This is a genomic window from Lascolabacillus massiliensis (genome assembly GCF_001282625.1).
In the GTDB taxonomy this organism is placed as follows: Bacteria; Bacteroidota; Bacteroidia; order Bacteroidales; family Dysgonomonadaceae; genus Proteiniphilum; species Proteiniphilum massiliensis.
Genome location: NZ_CTEJ01000001.1, coordinates 1,099,133 through 1,119,499, shown reverse-complemented (window position 1 = coordinate 1,119,499; position 20,367 = coordinate 1,099,133). Strand labels below are relative to the sequence as shown.

The window sequence follows — 20,367 nt, the reverse complement described above, 5'->3', positions numbered from 1 at the left end:
AATGGTATCATTTAAAAATCAAAAAGTATTATGAGATTAGATCTTAGTTCAAAAATTACTCTTGAGCGTGTCCCAAAGAAGTACTACAAACCTGATAACGACTTTGAGGAGTATAATCTGGCACGCTATGAAAAGCTTCCTGTAGCTATTTACGAAGAGCCTAAAAGAGCTGCTAAAAAGATAGCCAATGAAATTTCCAGGGAGTTAAAACAATCGCAGAAAGAGGGAAAACAGTTTGTACTTGGAATTAGTGGAGGTACTTCAACAGCACCTGTTTATGAAGAGCTGGTTAAATTACACAAGGAGGAGGGGCTTAGTTTTAAAAATGTTGTAATTTTTAATACTTATGAGTTCTATCCTGTTATGGATTTCTCTTATAGTAACTTGCAGATGTTAAAAGAATCTTTCTTAAACAAGATTGATGTAGATCCGGAAAATATTTACTCCCCTGATGCCACAGTAGAAAAAGATCTGATTTCTGAGAATTGCGAAAAGTTTGAGAATAATCTGAAAGAAAAAGGTGGATTGGATTATCTGATTCTTGGATTAGGTACTAAAGGAAATGTTGGCTTTAATATGCCAGGTAGCAGTTTGCATTCACAAACCAGATTAGTAATGCTCGATGGTGATTCAAGATCTGATATATCAAGGAATTTTGGATCATTGGATAAGGTTCCGGTAAGTGCAATCACTATGGGTCTTTCTGATATGCTGGCAGCCAAGAAAATTTCTTTAGTAGCATGGGGAGAACAGAAATCTGAAAGTATCAGAGATATAGTGGAAGGACCGGTAACTGATTTGATTCCTGGTTCAGTATTACAGACACATGCTGAGGCTGTAATATATGTTGATCTTGCAGCTGCATCTGAACTTACAAGAATTAGCCGCCCGTGGTTAGTAACAAACTGTGAGTGGGATAGTAAGCTTATCCGCAGAGCTATAGTGTGGTTGTGCCAGGTAGTTGATAAGCCAATACTGAAGCTTACAAACAAGGATTACAATGACAATGGACTGAGTGAGCTGATAACATTATATGGTTCTGCTTACAACGTAAATATCAAAATATTCAATGATCTTCAGCACACTATCACAGGATGGCCTGGTGGTAAACCCGATGCTGATGATACTTATCGTCCTGAAAGAGCAAATCCATATCCAAAGAGAGTTATAATTTTTAGTCCACATCCTGATGATGATGTTATATCAATGGGTGGTACTTTTCAGAGGTTAGTTAACCAGGGTCATGAAGTGCATGTTGCATATCAAACATCAGGTAATATAGCTGTAGGTGATGAAGAGGTAATACGTTATACATCTGTATTGCGTAGTATGCTGAAGAAATTTGACCCTGACAACACCAAAATGTTCCAGAAATATGATGAGATACGTAAATTTCTTCTAAAAGATAAGAAGAAAGATGATATGGATACTGCTGATATACTGTTTATTAAAGGTAGAATACGCAGGGAAGAAGCACGTTCTGCCGATAGATATGTAGGTTTATCTGAAGAAAATGTTCACTTTCTTGACCTACCATTCTATGAAACAGGAACTGTAAAAAAGAATCCAATTTCAGAGAAGGATGTGAATATTGTTAAGGACTTTATTGAAACAATCAAACCTCATCAGATATATGTTGCAGGAGACCTTGCAGATCCTCATGGAACTCATAAAGTTTGTTTGGATGCCATTCTTGCAGCGATTGATATATTAAAATATGAAGATTGGTATAAAGACTGCAGAATATGGATGTATCGTGGTGCATGGATGGAGTGGGAGATTGACCATATTGAAATGGCTGTACCACTATCACCGGAAGAGCTTCGTCAAAAAAGGAATTCAATACTTCAGCACCAATCTCAGATGGAGGGAGCTCCATTCCTTGGAGATGATGAAAGACTCTTCTGGCAACGTTCTGAAGACAGAAATAGAGCTACTGCGGATCTATATTGGAAACTGGGTCTTGCCTCCTACGAAGCGATAGAAGCTTTTGTAGAGTATATTCCAATTCAGGACAACTAAACAAAATTACAAGAATATATTTATTCTTTAAAATACTTAAAATAAAGGGTGAATCAATTAGTGGCTCACCCTTTATTATTTATATATAGTTATAGATAATCTAAAATTAGTTCATTAATGAGAAAAAAATGAAAAAAAGTTGTATATTGTGTCTCAATTACAATTTGATTCATGTTACAAGAAAAATTCCATATCGAGTTTCTCATGGGAAACGCCACCCAGAGTAGCTTATGGCGTATGATTAGCCAAATAGACGGTCTATCAGAATGGTTTGCCGATGATGTAACAATGGACGAAACCGAATCTATCTATACCTTTACGTGGGGCAAGAGCCAGAGTCAGGCTGAAATCATTCAGATAAAACCACAAACTAACATCAGATACAGATGGTTAGATGACGATGAAGATGTCTATTTTGAATTTAGACTAAGAAAACTTGACCTTTCGGGTGAAATGACACTTGAGATAACTGATTTTGCCGAACCTAACGAAAAGGGGGATTCCATTATCTTATGGGAATCTCAAATTGAAGAAATGAAGAGAAGGCTTGGAGTATAGAAATCCATACGTTTTTATTATCTTTGCCGTATAGTTAAACGTGACTCATTATTGCCTGATCAATGAGAAAAGATTTCCATATAAAGAGGTTATACAGTTATATTTTAAAGACTTTTATTCCTATATTCCTGATGACGTTTGCAATATGCCTTTTTTTGGTGTTAATGCAATTTTTATGGAAATATATAGAAGACATGGTTGGTAAGGGTCTTGGTCTGAATGTCCTGGGTGAAATGTTCTTATATGCTGCACTTAACCTTATTCCTCTTGCACTTCCGCTTTCAATTCTGTTGGCATCACTTATGGTTTTCGGGAATATGGGTGAAAACCTGGAACTACTTGCCATAAAATCAGCAGGTATACCTTTGCTAGGCATTATGAAACCACTGATTATATTGGTTTTTTGTATTAGCATAGGGGCATTTTTCTTTCAGAATAATGCTATACCCATAATACAGACAAAATTTTACTCTCTATTAATATCTATCAGACAGGCATCTCCTGCTCTTGATATTCCTGAAAAAGTTTTTTATAAAGATATTCCTGGTTATAATCTTTATGTAGAGCGTAAAGATCAGAAAACCGGTATGTTGCATGAAGTAATGATTTATGATATTGCCAGTGGTTTCAACAATATGAGAGTTATTGTTTGTGACTCTGCTGAAATGAGCAGCTCGGAAGACAAAACAATGGTGATCTTTACAATGCATAATGGACAGCAATTTCAAAACTCCAATCAGGGAAGGAGTTCAAGATATGATCAGGATTTTGTACCTTACTCTAGAGAGAGTTTCAGTAAAAAGACAATGTTAATCCCATACGATGCCAATTTTTCACGAATGGGTGAGGATGTTATCGAGGGAAGTTCTACAAGTAACTATGTGTCAAAGAACTTATCTGAGTTATCTTCTTCAATAGACTCAATGGAACTTGTAATGGATAGCGTCAATAGAGTGGATAGGAACATGATGAAAAATTATTCCTATTTATCATTTAGAAACAGTTATCCAAAGGAACTTAAAGATTCAATAATAAATACAGCTGTCAGTCCTGAAATTATTGTTCCATCCCCTGATACTTTATTCGTTTCCAAAGAACCTCACGAACAATCTTCAATTTTGCAAGGGGCTGTAACAAAAGCAGAAAATAATAGTAATGAATTTCTATTCAGATCATTAAATAAAACAACAACGCAGAAAACAATTAATAGGCACTGGGTAGAGTGGCATAGAAAATTTACTATGCCTTTTACATGTTTGATTTTCTTTTTTATAGGTGCACCACTTGGTTCAATTGTTAGAAAAGGAGGTTTAGGTACTCCCATTGTTATATCAGTAATTCTATTTATTATTTACTATATTGTGGAAAATGTAGGTTATAAGATGACACGTGACGGGGTATGGGCACATTGGTTTGGAATGTGGTTCAGCTCATTTATTCTGCTACCAATTGGAGTATTCCTTACATATAAAGCAATGAATGATTCAGTTATACTGAATGTAGACACATATTCAACCATTATCAAAAGGTTCTTTTTTATAAGAGAAAAAAGGAAATATCCTGTCAAAAGTGTTATAATTGAAACACCTAAATATGATGAGATCGCAGTATCTCTAAATGAGTTGACGAATGATATTGATTCATTTTTCAATAATCAGTTACCGTTAACTTATAAAAAATACTGGACTGATGAATCGTATGATAAAGAACTTTTATCTATTAAAACTAAATTAGAGATTATACTAAATAATATTTCAAATTCCAGAAAACCGGAAGTTTTATCTAAAGCAGAAGAATTTCCTGTACTGATAAAGAATGCTCGTCTTTTCGATACAGGATCTGCACTTTCAAAAGTTTGTATGTATCTATTTCCGGTAGGAATTATTTTAAGACTCCTTTCTATTCCGTTTGAATTGAGAATAAAGAGAGATTTACAAGAAATCAAGCGGTTAAACAGGGAGTTGATTACAATAGCAACAGCATAAAAGATTTTTAATATGCAAGAAGAATTTAAGTTAGACACCATCGAGGAAGCCATAGAAGAAATCCGTAAAGGTAATTTTATAATTGTGGTTGACGATGAAGATAGAGAAAATGAGGGCGATTTAGTTATCGCTGCTGAATGCATAACTCCTGAAAAAGTAAACTTTCTGGAAACTCATGCAAGAGGATTAATTTGTGCACCAATAACAAAAGAGAGAGCCGAAGAGCTTGAGTTACCTCTGATGGTAACTCAGAATACATCGGTACATGCAACACCATTTACTGTTTCGATAGACCTGTTGACTCATGGTTGTACTACAGGTATTTCAGCATACGACAGAGCTCAAACAATACTGGCGCTAACACGCAAAGAAACTGCACCTGAAGATTTTGGTCGCCCCGGCCACATATTCCCTCTAAGAGCTCAAACTAAAGGTGTATTGAGGCGTGCTGGTCATACAGAAGCTACAATAGATTTTGCACGTCTTGCCGGTTTATATCCCGCAGGTGCACTTGCTGAAATAAAAAATGAGGATGGTTCAATGGCACGTCTGCCGGAACTTATGGAGATGGCCAGAAAATTTAACTTTAAAATTGTTTCTGTTGCTGATTTGATTAAATACCGACTTAAAACGGAGTCTCTCATTGAACGTGGAGAAGCTGTACAGCTGCCAACTGAGTATGGGGAGTTCAAGATGATCCCATTTCTTCAGACTGCAACAGGACAAGAGCATGTAGCGCTTATAAAGGGAGAGTGGACTTCTGATGAATCTATTCTTGTTCGAATGCATTCTTCTTGTATGACCGGAGATATTTTTGGGTCTTACAGATGTGAATGTGGCGAACAGCTGCATAAGGCATTAGAGCTTATTGAGAAAGAGGGTAAAGGAGTGCTTGTTTACCTAAATCAGGAAGGACGTGGAATTGGCTTGATGGCTAAAGCTGCAGCATACAAGCTCCAAGAGCAGGGTTATGACACTGTTGATGCTAATCTTCATCTGGGATATCAGGCAGATGAAAGAGATTATGGAGTTGGTGCTCAGATTCTAAGAAGTCTTGAAGTTAGAAATATGCGACTGATGACCAATAATCCTAAAAAAAGAATTGGATTAGAGTCTTATGGTCTGAAGGTTGTTGAAAATGTACCACTTGAGATAACTCCAAATAAGTATAACCATTTTTATATGGAGACTAAAAAAAAGAAAATGGGACATGTTTTAAAAAATATAAAGTAGTTCTTCATGATTTAGATTCTATAACCCTGTTTTACAATGGATAAAAAAATCAAAGTGCTTTGGATGGGTGCAGGATATTTTACCGATAAAAAACCTGATGCAACAGGAACATGGTCTCACTCCATGGCAAATGAACTGGTTAAGTCGGGTGAAATAGAGCTCTACAACATAACTCAATCATCAGTTAAAAGCACCCTAAGAGAAGATTTTTCATCCATAACACAATGGGTAATTCCTTCATCAAAATTAAATAGAAGTGGTCTTCCAAGTAAATCAATCATAAGAGATATTGTGAAAATTACTGCTGAGGTAAAACCTGATATTATACATATATGGGGAGTAGAGTCTTTTTGGGGATTGCTTAAAGCCCGTAATTTAATCTCTGGCAAAGTGATACTCGAGATACAGGGATTGAAATCTGAGATTCATAAGTATTTTTATACAGCATTGACCTATAAAGATATAATTGCATCTTTTGGTTTGAGGGAACTTATTAAATCTTCTGATTCAATTATAAGTCAGAAAAGATCATTTAAAAGATGGGGTAAATTTGAAAAAGAGATTATAAGAAACCACTTTTTTATAACCACTCAGTCGGTTTGGGTCAGGAGCCATATAAGGAACATCAATAAAGATGCAAAATTGTATGAAACAAAGATGTTGCTTAGAGAAGAATTCATAAATGCAGAAAAATGGAACTACGACTCTTGTGTACCGCATTCATTGTTTACAACTTTCTCTTCCATTGTTTCATATAAGGGTTTGCATGTATTGATTGATGCAATTGCTATCCTAAAGAAGGATTTCCCGTCAATTAAACTCAATATTGCAGGAAGTACTGGGCGACAAGGTATCTTGGGATATGGTTATTATAACTGGATAAAAAAGAGAATTAATAAGTTAGGGATTAAAGATAGTGTCAACTGGTTAGGCCCGCTGAAAGCAGACGAAATAGTGAAAAATCTGCGTGATGCAAACGTCAATGTTGTTCCATCTTTCGTGGAGTCATACTGTATGGCACTGGATGAAGCAATTCATGTAGGAACACCTACTGTAGCATCATTTGCGGGAGCTATGCCAGAGTTGGGTAAACACAAAGAAACAGTGTATTATTTCCAGTCAGGGGATCCTATTATGTGTGCAGATGCAATAGCTTCATTTTTTAAAAACAGGGCATTTTCAGAGAATGTTTCAGAGAATGCATATAAAAGCAGAAGTGCCAACTCTGATAAATGTAGCCTGCAGTTAGAAATTTATAGAGATGTTCTAAATAAATAAAGCATAGAGTGTATTATTATCTTATTATTGGATTAGCGATAGGTGGGGTATTTTCCTGGATAATTGCTTCTTTGGTTATCAAGTCAAAAACTGTTTCTAAAAGAAGTTATGAAGAGTTAACCGAAAAGAATATCTCTCTTAGAACTGACTTAATTGTATCAAATGAAAGACTCTCAGATATGGAGAGTGAGGTTGAACGTTACAGACTTGAACTTAAAAATATATCAAAAGAGTACAATGAGATAAATAGTCTACTTGCATCAACCATAGCTGATAATAATTCTTTGCAGGAGAAACTGGAAAATCAGAAAATTGAAATATCAGAATTACACAAACAATTTAATCTTGAGTTTGAAAATATAGCTTCAAGAATTCTTGAAGAGAAAACGGAAAAGTTTACAAATATCAATCGTCTGAACCTGGATTCAATACTGAAACCATTTGGAGAAAATATTGATTCTTTCCGTAAGAAAATTGAGGATGTTTATTTAAATGAATCACGTGAACGCTTTTCTCTTGGCCAGGAACTTAAAAATCTGAAGGAAATGAATGATCGTTTGAGTAATGAGGCAAACAATCTTACTCTTGCTCTAAGAGGTAATTCAAAAGTTCAAGGTGATTGGGGAGAATTGATTCTGGAAAATATACTTGAAGGGTCAGGATTAGTAAAAGGTCGCGAATATTTCATTCAAGAACATCTCAGGGATGATGATGGTAAGGTAATTATAAGTAGTGAGGGTGCAAGGATGAAGCCTGATGTGATAATATCATATCCAGATGATAGAAAAGTAATTATTGACTCTAAAGTATCTCTGACTGCTTATTCAAACTATATCGGGACAGATAATCCTGATGAACAAAAGATATTTGTGAAGGATCATTTAAGATCAGTTAGAAAGCATATTGATGAACTGAGCAGTAAAAGCTACCACGAATATGCATCTACACTTGATTTCGTTATGATGTTTATCCCTAATGAACCTGCATATATACTAGCGTTGCAGCACGAAGAAAATTTGTGGCAGTATGCTTATGAAAAAAATATTCTGTTAATCAGTCCAACCAATCTTATCGCTGCACTAAAATTGATTGCTGATTTATGGAAACGGGAATACCAAAATAGGAATGCACTGGAGATTGCAGAAAGGGGAGCAGCACTTTATGATAAATTTGTCAATTTTGTATCCTCTCTTTCTGAAATAGATAATCATCTAAGCAGAGCACAACGGAGTTATGATAAAGCTTACTCACAACTAAAAACTGGTGGTGGTAATCTAATTAGTCAGGCAGAAAAACTGAGAGAATTAGGGCTGAAAACCAAGAAAACATTACCCACATCAATTGTAGAAGAGAGTAAACAGTTAGATTAGATTAGAGATAAATGACAATAAAAAAAATATTTACAGGCATATAACTTATTAAAACATTGATATGTACGGAAAAATACAACAACACCTGCAAGAAGAATTAAATAATATCAAAGAAGCAGGACTTTACAAAAATGAGAGGATAATAGTAACTCCTCAACGAGCAGAGATTAAAGTTAATTCAGGACAAAATGTTCTAAACTTCTGTGCTAATAATTATTTGGGACTTTCTAATCATCCACGACTTATATCAGCTGCCAAAAAGGCTTTGGATGAGCGTGGATACGGGATGTCATCAGTACGTTTCATCTGTGGTACACAAGATTATCATAAGGAGCTGGAGAATACAATTAGCAGATTCTTTCATACTGAAGATACAATTTTATATGCATCTTGCTTCGATGCTAACGGTGGGGTGTTTGAACCTCTTTTCACTGAAGAGGATGCAATTATTTCAGACTCTTTAAATCACGCATCAATTATTGATGGAGTAAGGCTTTGCAAGGCAAAGAGATACCGTTATGCAAATGCTGATATGACTGACTTGGAAGAAAAGCTTAAAGAGGCTCAGTCACAGCGCTTCAGAATTATTGTTACGGATGGTGTATTTTCAATGGATGGTAATCAGGCACCATTGGATAAAATACTTGAACTTGCAAAAAAATATGATGCATTGGTTATGGTTGATGAGAGTCACTCGGCAGGAGTAGTTGGAAGAACCGGTAAAGGTGTGTCTGAGCTGTATAATGTATTAGGAGAAGTTGATATAATCACAGGTACCCTGGGTAAAGCTTTTGGAGGTGCAATTGGCGGATTTACAACTGGTAGAAAGGAGATAATTGATATGTTAAGACAGCGATCACGTCCATACCTGTTTTCCAACTCAATCCCTCCCATGGTTGCTGCCTCAGGAGTAGAAGCTTTCAATATGCTTGAAGAAACTAATGAACTACAAGATAAACTTCATGAGAATGTAGAATATTTCGTTTCTAAAATGAAAGAAGCTAAATTTGATATTAAACCTACACAATCTGCTATTTGTGCTGTAATGTTATATGATGCAAAGCTATCACAACAATTTGCAGAGGAGCTTTTAGAAGAGGGAATCTATGTTATAGGTTTTTATTATCCGGTAGTGCCTAAAGGTGAGGCACGAATTCGTGTTCAGTTGTCCGCAGGTCATGAAAGAGAACATCTTGATAAAGCTATCGAAGCCTTTATTAAAGTAGGTAAAAAACTAAATGTAATAGAATAATATGAAAGCACTTGTTAAACTACGTCCTGAAAAGGGTATATGGATGGAAGAAGTACCCATTCCATCATTTGGTGTAAACGATGTATTGATCAAAATAAAGAAAACATCAATTTGTGGAACCGACCTTCATATTTATAAATGGGATGAATGGTCACAACAAACAATCAAAACTCCTATGACAATTGGTCATGAGTATGTAGGTGAGATTGTAGATATGGGAAGCGGCGTTGAAAATCTGAAAATTGGTGACAGGGTAACGGGTGAAGGACACATTGCTTGCGGACACTGCCGTAACTGTCGACGGGGAAAGTTACATGTGTGCGAAAATACAATAGGAATAGGTGTAAACAGGGATGGTGCATTTGCGGAATATTTGTCACTACCAGCAGCTAATGTTGTAAAGCTGGATGATAGAATTTCTGATGAGATAGCATCTATAATGGACCCATTTGGTAATGCTACTCATACAGCTCTCTCTTTTCCTTTAATCGCAGAAGATGTACTTATTACAGGTGTTGGGCTTATTGGAAGTATGGCAACTGCAATTTGCAGATTTGCAGGAGCCCGTTATATTGTTGTAAGTGATTTTAGTGAATACAGATTGAATATTGCAAAGAAAATGGGAGCTACAATAGCTGTAAATCTGTCAAAAGGAGAAACGGTTGCACAGGCAGTAAAACAACTGGGTATGCGTGGTTTTGATGTAGGTCTCGAGATGTCTGGTTCTCCAGCAGGATTTAGAGAGATGATTGACAATATGTATAACGGCTCAAAAATATCAATGTTAGGTATATTGCCAAATACAACTACAGTTGATTGGAATAAGATCATCTTTAAAGCACTTACACTTAAAGGAATATATGGTCGTGAGATGTGGGAAACCTGGTATCAGATGGAACAAATGCTGATTTCTGGTCTGGATCTCTCACCTGTTATAACACATCGTTTCCATATTGATGAATATATGAAAGGATTTGAAGTAATGGAAACCGGTCAGTGTGGAAAAGTTATTCTAAGTTGGGATTAGTTCTTCCCGGTTTAAGCTTAAACAGATTTATTGCTTTATCGAGCAGATTAACCTTGTTAAGTATTGGAGGTTCAATCTGCTCGATATTTTTTTCCTCTTCCTCTGGTGGGTAAGAGTAGTCTTCTATCAAGTGACTGTTCTCAATACTCCAATTGTTTAAAGATACTACTTCACCTACTAGTAGCTTCATCTGGTCTGCAGCAATTTTTAGTAAATCACTCTGCAGAACAGTTTTTTTTACCTGTTTTTTGGCAAGGTACTGAATTTCCTGCAGGTCGTTTCTACCAATAAAGTTAAAAAGATCATCCTCAAAGTAGTAATAATTAAAATCTGTTTCAAGAGATAATACCTCAGGTTTTGGAAAACTAATTAACCTCAATACTTTTTTTTCTTCATCTATTTCCCACTGGCATTTATTGATATCATAGCCAACAAGAACTTTTGCTTTAACTATAACAAGGGCCTTTTTTGTGGATGGAATAAATTTTAGAAGCTTCTTTGTGTTCTCATAATTAAAGATCTCATTTAACTGTCCTTCAGCCACAACAATCTTAAACACTTTTTTTATGCTTTCAACAACAGTGTGTGAAGATGTTACAGTGTTAGCAATTTTACTTTTTGTATTAATTACCCTATGAGTAAGCAATGTTATTATTATCCCTAAAATTAAGCCAAATATCAGTATGCCTAAAAAGTTACCACTTAAATTTCCACTGTTTATATAACTGGGCTTGAAGAATATCTTGTAAATAAAGCCTGCTGCTAATAATAGAAATATAATTGAAGTTATAACTATTATTGTTCTACTGGTTATTTTTCTCATAGTTTCTTAATATTACAATATTAAAGTAAAGTAATAAACTTTCGAAGATAGCGATAGTAGAGAAATAAAATAGAATCTATATGAAAAATTATTCATAATTTTGCGGTCGATTCTTTATTAATGAACTGTAACTAAACATAGGTATATGAAACAATTGATTATCTTCCGTCATGGTAAAGCAGAACAAAACACTATGGCAATTGATGATTATGATAGAGAACTGACCGAACGAGGAAAACGTAATGCTAATGATATGGGAGCATTTATTCTTAAAAAGGCCGGAGTTCCTGATTTAATTCTTTCTTCATCAGCAAAAAGAGCGCATCAAACAACAATAATAGCCGCAAAAAGTATTGGTTATCCAGAAAATGAAATTCAGACTGATCAAAACCTCTATTTTGCTCCTGAACGCTGGATAATGAATGTACTTTCAAAGCTTCCCGATAATATAAATAGCTGTATATTTGTGGGACATAACCCAGGCTTAACTGATTTAATCAACTCATTAGGAGTACAGTTAGACAATTTACCAACTGCTTCAACCGCTTGCTTTGAATTTAATGTAGATTCCTGGCGTGAAGTTTCTACTGATCAGGCAAATTTCAAGTGGTTGAAAATTGCCAAAGAACTGTAATCTGTTTTTAATCTTGTGAAAAAAGTGCCCAGGCTATTAACAAAGTAAGTATTATGTTGAAAATCTGAGCTGTAAGAAAAGACCAAATATATTTAGAATTCTCCTTTTTAAAGATATACCGGAAATCTGTTTCAAGTCCAATACAAATAAATGCAAGTGAGAACAGTAAACCTCTTGAACCTTTGTTTGCTATACGTGACAATTCTTTTCCGGTTTCTGCATCAAACACAAAACTGAAAACCAATGATGCTATAAGGAATCCTAGAACAAACTTAGGAAATCTGTCCCAAAGAATAGTTCCTGTAGGTCTGATTTCTGAGTTTGTTCCTCTGTATGACCAGTAGATTGATATTATAAAAGCAGCAACACCCAGAAGAACGTTTTGTGCGGACTTGATAATAACACTATACTGTTCAGCCGTTTCTCCGATAAATTTACCCGATGCTACAACTGCAGCAGTAGTATCTATTGTTCCACCAAGCCATGCGCCGGCTACTTCTTGTGAGAGCCCCATTAATTTTGCCAGATATGGAAGCAAATACATCATTGGTATTGCTACAATCAGTACAAGCGAAATAACAAATGATAGCTTTTTAGGATCACCCTTTATAGCACCGCTTGTTGCAATTGCTGCAGAAACTCCGCAAATTGAAACAGAGCTTGAAAGGAGCATAGACATTTCCTTATCAATCCTGAATGCTTTGGTTGATATCCAGAAACTAAAATACCATACTGAAAATACAACTATTAATCCCTGAACCATTCCTAATGCACCCGCTTTCATAATCTCATTAAAAAGTATAGAGCTACCAAGAATAACTAGTCCGGCTTTTATATAATATTCGCTTCTAACTGCTGAAGCCATCCATTTGGGGAGACCAATGGTATTTCTAATAAATAATCCTATCAGGACTGCAAAGAAAACCGACTCCAAACCTATGGTTTTAATTGAGCTGATATTTGCAATGTATGATGCCAGCTGAGCGAGTAAAAATATTATTATAAATGATATCAAAAATTGCCCATTGTCTTTATTACCCATAAATAAGTAACCCATATAAGAGAGTATTGCAATTATTGCAGACATTGATATATTGTTAGTCATTAAAGATGGAAGCAATATAACGAGGACCAGAATGAGTGCACCTATAATGGTTGCTACCCAATCTTCACTTTTTAATGTTTTCAGCATATATAAATTGATTAGATTAACTCAAAAAGAGTGATAAATTTATAATTTAATTAAGTTCTATATGACAAATTTATGAATTATTTACGATTTAGGAAATCTTTTGTAATTTCTTTTTGCAAATAAACAGCCATTTAACGTTTAAAACACTTTGTTGGTCGATGAATTCAAACAGTTAGTCTATTTAATTTGTTAAAAGAGGTCTCTTATGTTATTTTTGTTTCGGTTAATATTTAAAAAACTGTTTATACGGACAAGATACTATTATTATGAAAAAAATTTATTTCTTAGTTATAACCATTCTGTTATGCTCTTTTGGATTAACAGCTCAGTCGCAAATTACTCGTGGAATAACGGGAAGAATTCTTTTAGAGAATACAAATGAACCTGTTCCTCAAGCTAATATTCGTGTACTGAGACAATCTGATAGTACATTTGTTACTGGCAAGGCGTCAGAAATGGATGGTAAATTTTCTATTCCGGTAAATAATGGTTCATATATAGTTCATGTATCCTTTATAGGCTTCCATGATTTATATAAAAATGTTTCAGTTTCATCCTCAACTCCTATGGCAAACCTGGGAGATTTGGTAATGAGTGCTGATAATATCCTTTTATCTGAAACAGTAGTAACAGCTAAAGCGCCGGAAATTGTTGTAAAAGGTGACACTCTGGAATATAATGCAGATTCCTATAAAGTAACTGAAAGTGCTGTAGTAGAAGACCTATTAAAGAAAATGCCCGGTGTAGAAATAGACAGTGAAGGAAATATAACTGTTAATGGTAAATCTATTTCAAAAATATTAGTAGATGGTGAAGAGTTCTTCAGTGACGACCCAAAAGTAGCTTCAAAAAATCTACCTGCCAAGATGGTTGAAAAGTTACAGGTTCTGGAAAGGAGAACTGAAATATCTCAAATGACCGGTTTTGATGATGGAGAAGAAGAAAATGTTATAAATCTTACCGTTCGTCCGGGAATGAAAGAGGGGCTTTTTGGAAATGGATTTGCAGGATATGGAAGCAAGGATCGTTATGAGGCCAATGCTATGGTAAACTATATGAGAAATAACGACCAGTATACTATAATAGGAGGAACCAACAATACAAATAATGCAGGCTTTTCTGATTTAGGTACTGCCATGTTTGGAAGTATGGGCGGATTTGGAGGCCGTGGTGGAGGATTTGGTAGTCGTGACGGTATTACCACTTCTGCTAATATTGGTGGTAATTTTAGTAAAGATTTCACCAAGAAATTCAAGTTAGGAGGTAATGTAAGGTATGGTTATGGTGATACAGAAGTCACTTCAGAAGTATTTACACAAAACATCCTGAGTGCAGGTAATACCCTTGAAAGCGAAAGAAATACAAGAAATAATATAAGTCAGAACTTCCACATGAATTTAAGAATGGAATGGAAACCTGACACTTCAACAACAATAATTTTCAGACCAAACGTCTCATTTTATAATAACTCACGTAATGAAACCGGAAATTTCAATACAATACAGCAGATGACTGGTGACACAATCAATTTAGGTGAGTCAGTATACATGTCAGAAGGTGATGGTAATAATTTAGGTGGTAGATTAGATATGAGCCGTGAACTCGGGAAAAAGGGTAGGGTTTTAAGTGCTCAGATCAGTGGGAATATGAGCAATTCTGAGAATAGCGGTTCTAGTGAGTCAACTACAATATATTTCAGGGATCAACGCCCCTCAGACATCATTGATCAACGTTTTGTTAATACAAATGACAATAGTTCATGGAGAGGCTATCTCTCTTATGTAGAACCAATCGGTAAGAACAATTTTCTCCAGCTGGCATACCAGTACCGACAAAATAACTCAGAATCAGACAGAGATACCAGAACTAAGGATGAGTCAGGTAACTATACTGTTCTCGATTCAACATATAGTAAAAGATTAGAGAATAGTTTCGTCAGACAGGAACTGGAGCTGAATTTCAGATCTGTCAGAGAGAAGTTCGATTATATGTTTGGTTTCTCAATGCAACCTTCTAGTTCTCACAGCAAAACATTTATCGGTGCTCAAAAGATTGATGACCTGAAACAGGATGTTATAAACTATGCACCAATGGCACAGCTGAATTATAGATGGAGTAGAAATCAAAATCTTAGAATCCGTTATTTTGGAAATACTGATCAGCCATCTGTTTCACAATTGTCACCTGTAGTTGATGTGTCTGATCCACTGAATGTTAGCTTTGGTAATCCCGATTTGAAACCCTCATTTGAACACAGACTAAATATAAACTACAGATCTTCTAATCCGGAAAAGGCAAGTTCATTTAACGCGTTTGCCAATGCAGGATATATGACAAATGATGTTGTTTCACTAACTGCTACAAATGTAGAAACAGGACGTAAGGTAAGAACTTATGAAAACATAACAGGCAACTGGAATGCAAATGGGCGTATGGTACTAAATGTTCCTCTAAAAAATATTAAGTTTTCTATATTCTCGATGTCATTCCTGAGCTATAATCATACTAATGGTTTAACTGGTACTTTTGTGCAAACTGGTGATGAAATATCACGAGATGACATCACTCCTGAAAAGAACCTTAGCAAGCGAATGAATGTAGGAGAGGTATTAGGGCTGAACTATAGATCTGATCTTTTTGACTTGGGTATCAGAGGTAATTTCAACTACAATAAGGTAAGAAACAGCCTTGAGGGTCAGCAAAATCAGGAGTATCTGAATTATGGTGGAAACGCAAATGCAACAATTTATCTCCCGTTGGATTTTACAATTGAGAGTGATATAAATTACTCCACAAATTCAGGGTACGCAGATGGATTCCAGCAAAATGAATGGTTGTGGAATGCCTCAATTCAGAAAACACTCTTTAAACAGAAGAATGGCACATTACGCTTCAAAGTATATGATATTCTGCAACAACGAAGCAATATAAATCGTAGTGTAACTTCAAACTACATAAGAGATACTACAACCAATACACTTACAAGTTATTTCATGGTACATTTTGTATATCGCTTCAATATCTTCAAAGGAGGAGCATCAAGTCAGGATATGATGCCTGGAAGAGGTGGATTTGGTCCCCCAATGCGAAGAGGAGGATAATTTAAATATATCATAAAGATGGATCAAACAATTAAAAGAAATAATCAGACAAAATGGAACAGTGTATTTGTTCATGTCTTATTATGGGGAGTAATTTTCATACTCCCTTACTTCTTTATAAATGAGGAGCAGATTTTTAACTGGAAACCATTTCTAAGGTCTCTGCCTGATATGCTGGGCATAATGTTGGTTTTCTATATCAACTATTTCGTACTTATTGAAAAACTTCTCTTTAAAGGTAAGACAAAAGAGTATATTATATGTAATATTATATTAATTGTAGGTGTTACATTACTTATGTCCTATATGCCTATTTGGTTAAACAAGCTTATACCTGAAATGAGAGTGTTTAGAAGAAGACGATGGGGAGGTATCTCTGTAATGCATATAATTAGGAACTCTACTACTTTGTTTTTAATAACAGGGTTGAGTTTAGCCTTCAAAATGACTGTAAGATGGTTTGAACTTGACAATGAGAGAAAAGAATTGGCCAAAGCAAAGTCTGAAGCTGAATTACAAAATATTAAGAATCAAATAAATCCTCATTTTCTACTCAATACCTTAAATAATATTTATGCACTGATAGAGTTTGATCCTCCAAAAGCCCGAAGGGCAGTAGTGGACTTAAGTAAACTTCTCAGACATTTGCTTTATGATAATAATCAAACCTATGTTCCGCTCAAACAGGAAGCGGAGTTTTTGCGTAATTATTTAGATCTCATGCGTATACGTCTTTCAGATAATGTGGAACTTAAAGCCGACTTCTCATATTCTGAAAGCAGAAACACACTAATTCCTCCACTAATTTTTATATCTTTACTTGAGAATTCCTTTAAACATGGAATAAGTGGAGATAAATCTTCATTTATAAATGTAACATTAAAAGAGCATCCAGATGGAAAAGTTGAGTTTGTTTGCAAAAACAGCTATTTTCCAAAAAGCAAAAAGGATAAAAGTGGTAGTGGTATAGGACTTGATCTTGTTAAAAGACGTCTTGAACTTCTTTATCCAGGAAGTTATAATTGGGAAACCACAATCGAAAATGATGTTTACTCTACTGTATTGGTAATTGATTCCAAAAAACTGATGAATGATACTAAACTGTTGGATAGTCGACGATGAACCTTTGGCTCTTTCTCTATTAGAGTCATATGTGAACAGAGTTCCATTTCTTAAACTTACCGGAAAATATAGCAGCGCAATTTCTGCAATGCAGAATATAACATCTGAAAAAGTTGATGTTCTCTTTCTGGATATACAGATGCCTGGTATAAATGGAATGGATTTTGCCTATACAATCAGTGATAATACACGTGTAATATTTACTACAGCATTCAGTGAATATGCTATTGAGGGATATAGAGTAAATGCTCTTGATTACCTGCTAAAGCCCTTTTCTTTCGAGGATTTCATGATTGCAGCCAAGAAAGCACTTAATTGGTTTGAAATTAAAACGAAATCTGGTTACGATTCAGAAAGAGAAAGATCAAACGTAGGAATATTTGTAAAGTCAGAATACAAATACCTTCATGTTCTGTATAAAGATATTGATTACATTGAGGGACTCAAAGATTATGTCAAGATATACACAATTACAGATCCAAAACCTATTCTGTCACTGATGAGTCTTAAACAGCTGGAAGAGGAGTTACCTTATGATAATTTTATCCGTGTTCATCGGTCATATATTATCAACATGGAAAAAATTACAAGTATCAATAAAAACAGAATAATTATAAGCAATAAAGAAATACCGATAGGGGATACCTATCGTAAACAGTTTATGGCAATAATTGATAAAAGATAAAATATAAAAGCTCTCTAAAATTAATCAGAGAGCTTTTATTATTTTAGAAATCGACTATATAAGTCGGACATAAATTAAGAAAGTGTTGCTGCTATCATCCAAACATCTTTCTCATGTCCAGAAATCAAATCAGACACAAGTGCAACTGTACCTTCATCTTCTGCTTCAGATGCAGCATTCAGGACTTCACGTTCAAGAGCTAATAACTCTTTCAGGTAGTCAAGAACTAGCTTGAACATCTCAGTAGGATCTGTTAAAACACCGCTTTCTTTAATACTGGCAGTTTTCAGATAATCACTGAAGTTATGGGCAGGAACCCCACCAAGCATCAATATACGCTCAGCTACTTCATCAATATGATCTGCTGTTGCATCATAATACTCTTCAAATTTCTCATGAGCTCCGAAAAAGAGTGTTCCTTTCACATTCCAGTGAAACCCTCTAAGGTTTGTATAATAGAGCTGTAAGTTAGCTAATAGTTTTTGTAAACCATCTACTGTTTTCTTTGTTTTTTCAGAATCTAATTGTAAATAATCTAATGTTTTCATAATTCTTTTTTTTAATATTTTTATTTAGAGCTGTTACAAATATAACGAAAAAAGAGCTGTTTTGCAAAGGTTTTCAGGTTCAATAACAAATAGAAATAATCTATTCTATGAGTTTAGATATAGAAATAGTTATCTTGTGACGGCCCGGAACTTCTATAAGTCTATAAGTCTATAATTCCAAAAATCTCAAAAATTCATATATCCATTTAAAATCAGAAAAAGTTCAGAGCATATACTTTACGGTATATATAATTGTAATATAATTGACTAATTAAGTTGTATATACAATTGACTTTCATTTTGAATTTCTATATTTGTAAACAGTTTTACCCACTAAAAAGTAATATCATATGAAACAGAGAAATCTATTGTTAATCGGACTGCTAATTATTCCGATACTGGCTTTTGGTCAGAGACGAGAAGTTGAGGGAATGAAATACCTGGATGAGAACCGAAAACCTATCTACAGACAAAATGTATTTATTCCAAATGTTGGGGAATTTCAGGTATTGAAATGCGACTTCCACACACATACTGTTTTTTCAGATGGTCAGGTTTGGCCAACAGTACGCCATCAAGAAGTATGGGAAGAGGGATTAGATGCCTATGCCATTACTGATCATATTGAGTATACACCACACAAAGAAGATGTAAAAATAAACCCTGACCGTGGATTTCAACTTTTAAAAGAAACTGCTGAAAGGAGTAATATAATTTTAGTAAAAGGTACAGAGCTAACCAGGAATACTCCTCCGGGCCATTTTAATGCTATATATATAAACGACCCATCTGATTTTATTGAAGACAGAGCAAATGAACTAGACAGAGAAGCAGTTATGAAGGCTTTAGAACAAGATGCATTTATATTTTGGAATCACCCTGGATGGCAGCCAGGCATAGAAGGTTCTTACGAGTGGATTCCATTTGTAGATGATCTGTATAAGAATAAAGCACTGCATGGAATTGAAGTGGTAAATGGATTCGGAATTCATTTTAAAGCTCTTGACTGGTGTATTGACAAAGGGTTAACAGTAATGGGCAATACAGATATACACAATCTTACAGCACATGACTATGATTTCAGTAAAGAGTATGTACATCGTACAATGACTCTTGTTTTAGCAAGAGAACGCACTGCTGAATCAATCAGAGAAGCACTCGAAGAAGGCAGAACAGTTGCCTGGGCAAGTAAATACCTCCTGGGTAAAGAAGAGAATGTAAAAGACCTGTTTAATGCATGCGTGGAGCTGAAACCTTCGCATTATACAGAAGCCAGAAACAATGGTACTAAGATCAACTATTATGAAATAAAAAATAAAAGCGACCTTTATTTTGAATTGAGCCTCTCAGATGGTAGCGCAACTAAAAATGTTGTACTTTATCCCCGCTCAACTCAGCTAATTACTGCAAACGAAGAAACAGCTTCACTTTCAGGAGAAGTTGTTTCAACTTACGTAAGGAGTGACCAGCATCTTAAGGTTGATTTTGATTTAAACTGATAACTAAGAGGAAGAAGTAAATTCTTCATGAAGCACTT

The 20,367-nt window shown here is 35.0% G+C and carries 16 protein-coding genes; 13 read left to right on the top strand and 3 right to left on the bottom strand.

Going from position 1 to position 20,367, the window contains the following annotated elements:
- Positions 1-30: 30 nt before the first annotated feature.
- The 8 genes from BN1354_RS04580 (at position 31) to tdh (ending at position 10,725) form a co-directional block, all read left to right on the top strand.
- A complete protein-coding gene (locus tag BN1354_RS04580; RefSeq protein ID WP_053826343.1) occupies positions 31-2,022 on the top strand; it encodes a glucosamine-6-phosphate deaminase in 1,992 nt (663 codons plus the stop codon).
- 171 nt (positions 2,023-2,193) lie between these two features.
- Positions 2,194-2,580, top strand: coding sequence for an START-like domain-containing protein (locus BN1354_RS04575; RefSeq protein ID WP_053826342.1), 387 nt, complete (start codon positions 2,194-2,196; stop codon positions 2,578-2,580).
- A 62-nt stretch (positions 2,581-2,642) separates the two neighbouring features.
- On the top strand, positions 2,643-4,565 hold the full coding sequence (locus BN1354_RS04570) for an LptF/LptG family permease (RefSeq protein WP_082057355.1): 1,923 nt from the start codon (positions 2,643-2,645) through the stop codon (positions 4,563-4,565).
- 12 nt (positions 4,566-4,577) lie between these two features.
- Entirely contained in the window at positions 4,578-5,798 is a 1,221-nt protein-coding gene (locus BN1354_RS04565; RefSeq protein ID WP_053826341.1) for a bifunctional 3,4-dihydroxy-2-butanone-4-phosphate synthase/GTP cyclohydrolase II, read from the top strand.
- A 36-nt stretch (positions 5,799-5,834) separates the two neighbouring features.
- On the top strand, positions 5,835-7,076 hold the full coding sequence (locus BN1354_RS04560) for a glycosyltransferase family 4 protein (RefSeq protein WP_053826340.1): 1,242 nt from the start codon (positions 5,835-5,837) through the stop codon (positions 7,074-7,076).
- Positions 7,077-7,084: 8 nt separating this feature from the next.
- Positions 7,085-8,446, top strand: coding sequence for a DNA recombination protein RmuC (gene rmuC / locus BN1354_RS04555; protein ID WP_045089509.1), 1,362 nt, complete (start codon positions 7,085-7,087; stop codon positions 8,444-8,446).
- A 61-nt stretch (positions 8,447-8,507) separates the two neighbouring features.
- Positions 8,508-9,698 carry a glycine C-acetyltransferase gene (gene kbl / locus BN1354_RS04550; RefSeq protein WP_045089510.1) on the top strand — a complete coding sequence of 397 codons (1,191 nt, stop codon included), beginning with the start codon at positions 8,508-8,510 and terminating at the stop codon, positions 9,696-9,698.
- 1 nt (position 9,699) lies between these two features.
- The gene (gene tdh, locus BN1354_RS04545) at positions 9,700-10,725 is read left to right on the top strand and encodes an L-threonine 3-dehydrogenase (protein WP_045089511.1); all 1,026 of its coding nucleotides are present in this window, start codon (positions 9,700-9,702) and stop codon (positions 10,723-10,725) included.
- On the opposite strand, the gene BN1354_RS04540 is transcribed toward tdh, so the two are convergent.
- Positions 10,706-11,548 (bottom strand): DUF4230 domain-containing protein, encoded by an 843-nt coding sequence (locus BN1354_RS04540; protein ID WP_052673138.1) that lies wholly within the window; start codon positions 11,546-11,548, stop codon positions 10,706-10,708. The genes tdh and BN1354_RS04540 overlap by 20 nt on opposite strands.
- Positions 11,549-11,693: 145 nt before the next feature.
- Here BN1354_RS04540 and BN1354_RS04535 point away from each other — a divergent pair, with 145 nt between their 5' ends.
- On the top strand, positions 11,694-12,182 hold the full coding sequence (locus BN1354_RS04535; protein WP_053826339.1) for a SixA phosphatase family protein: 489 nt from the start codon (positions 11,694-11,696) through the stop codon (positions 12,180-12,182).
- A gap of 7 nt (positions 12,183-12,189) precedes the next feature.
- Here the strand turns inward: BN1354_RS04535 and BN1354_RS04530 are convergent, their stop codons facing one another.
- Positions 12,190-13,374, bottom strand: a complete 1,185-nt coding sequence (locus BN1354_RS04530; RefSeq protein WP_053826338.1) for a YeiH family protein — start codon at positions 13,372-13,374, stop codon at positions 12,190-12,192.
- A gap of 266 nt (positions 13,375-13,640) precedes the next feature.
- Here BN1354_RS04530 and BN1354_RS04525 point away from each other — a divergent pair, with 266 nt between their 5' ends.
- Genes BN1354_RS04525 through BN1354_RS04515 form a run of 3 tightly spaced genes read left to right on the top strand, consistent with a single transcriptional unit; the run spans position 13,641 to position 18,282 of the window.
- Positions 13,641-16,475, top strand: a complete 2,835-nt coding sequence (locus BN1354_RS04525; RefSeq protein ID WP_053826337.1) for a TonB-dependent receptor — start codon at positions 13,641-13,643, stop codon at positions 16,473-16,475.
- 18 nt (positions 16,476-16,493) lie between these two features.
- On the top strand, positions 16,494-17,597 hold the full coding sequence (locus BN1354_RS04520; protein WP_053826336.1) for a sensor histidine kinase: 1,104 nt from the start codon (positions 16,494-16,496) through the stop codon (positions 17,595-17,597).
- On the top strand, positions 17,566-18,282 hold the full coding sequence (locus BN1354_RS04515; protein WP_045089516.1) for a LytR/AlgR family response regulator transcription factor: 717 nt from the start codon (positions 17,566-17,568) through the stop codon (positions 18,280-18,282). The genes BN1354_RS04520 and BN1354_RS04515 overlap by 32 nt, the downstream gene beginning before the upstream one ends.
- A 74-nt stretch (positions 18,283-18,356) precedes the next feature.
- On the opposite strand, the gene BN1354_RS04510 is transcribed toward BN1354_RS04515, so the two are convergent.
- Positions 18,357-18,830 (bottom strand): Dps family protein, encoded by a 474-nt coding sequence (locus BN1354_RS04510; protein ID WP_045089517.1) that lies wholly within the window; start codon positions 18,828-18,830, stop codon positions 18,357-18,359.
- A 350-nt stretch (positions 18,831-19,180) separates the two neighbouring features.
- On the opposite strand from BN1354_RS04510, the gene BN1354_RS04505 reads away from it, so the two are divergent.
- Positions 19,181-20,329, top strand: a complete 1,149-nt coding sequence (locus BN1354_RS04505) for an Sb-PDE family phosphodiesterase (protein WP_053826335.1) — start codon at positions 19,181-19,183, stop codon at positions 20,327-20,329.
- Positions 20,330-20,367 lie beyond the last annotated feature (38 nt).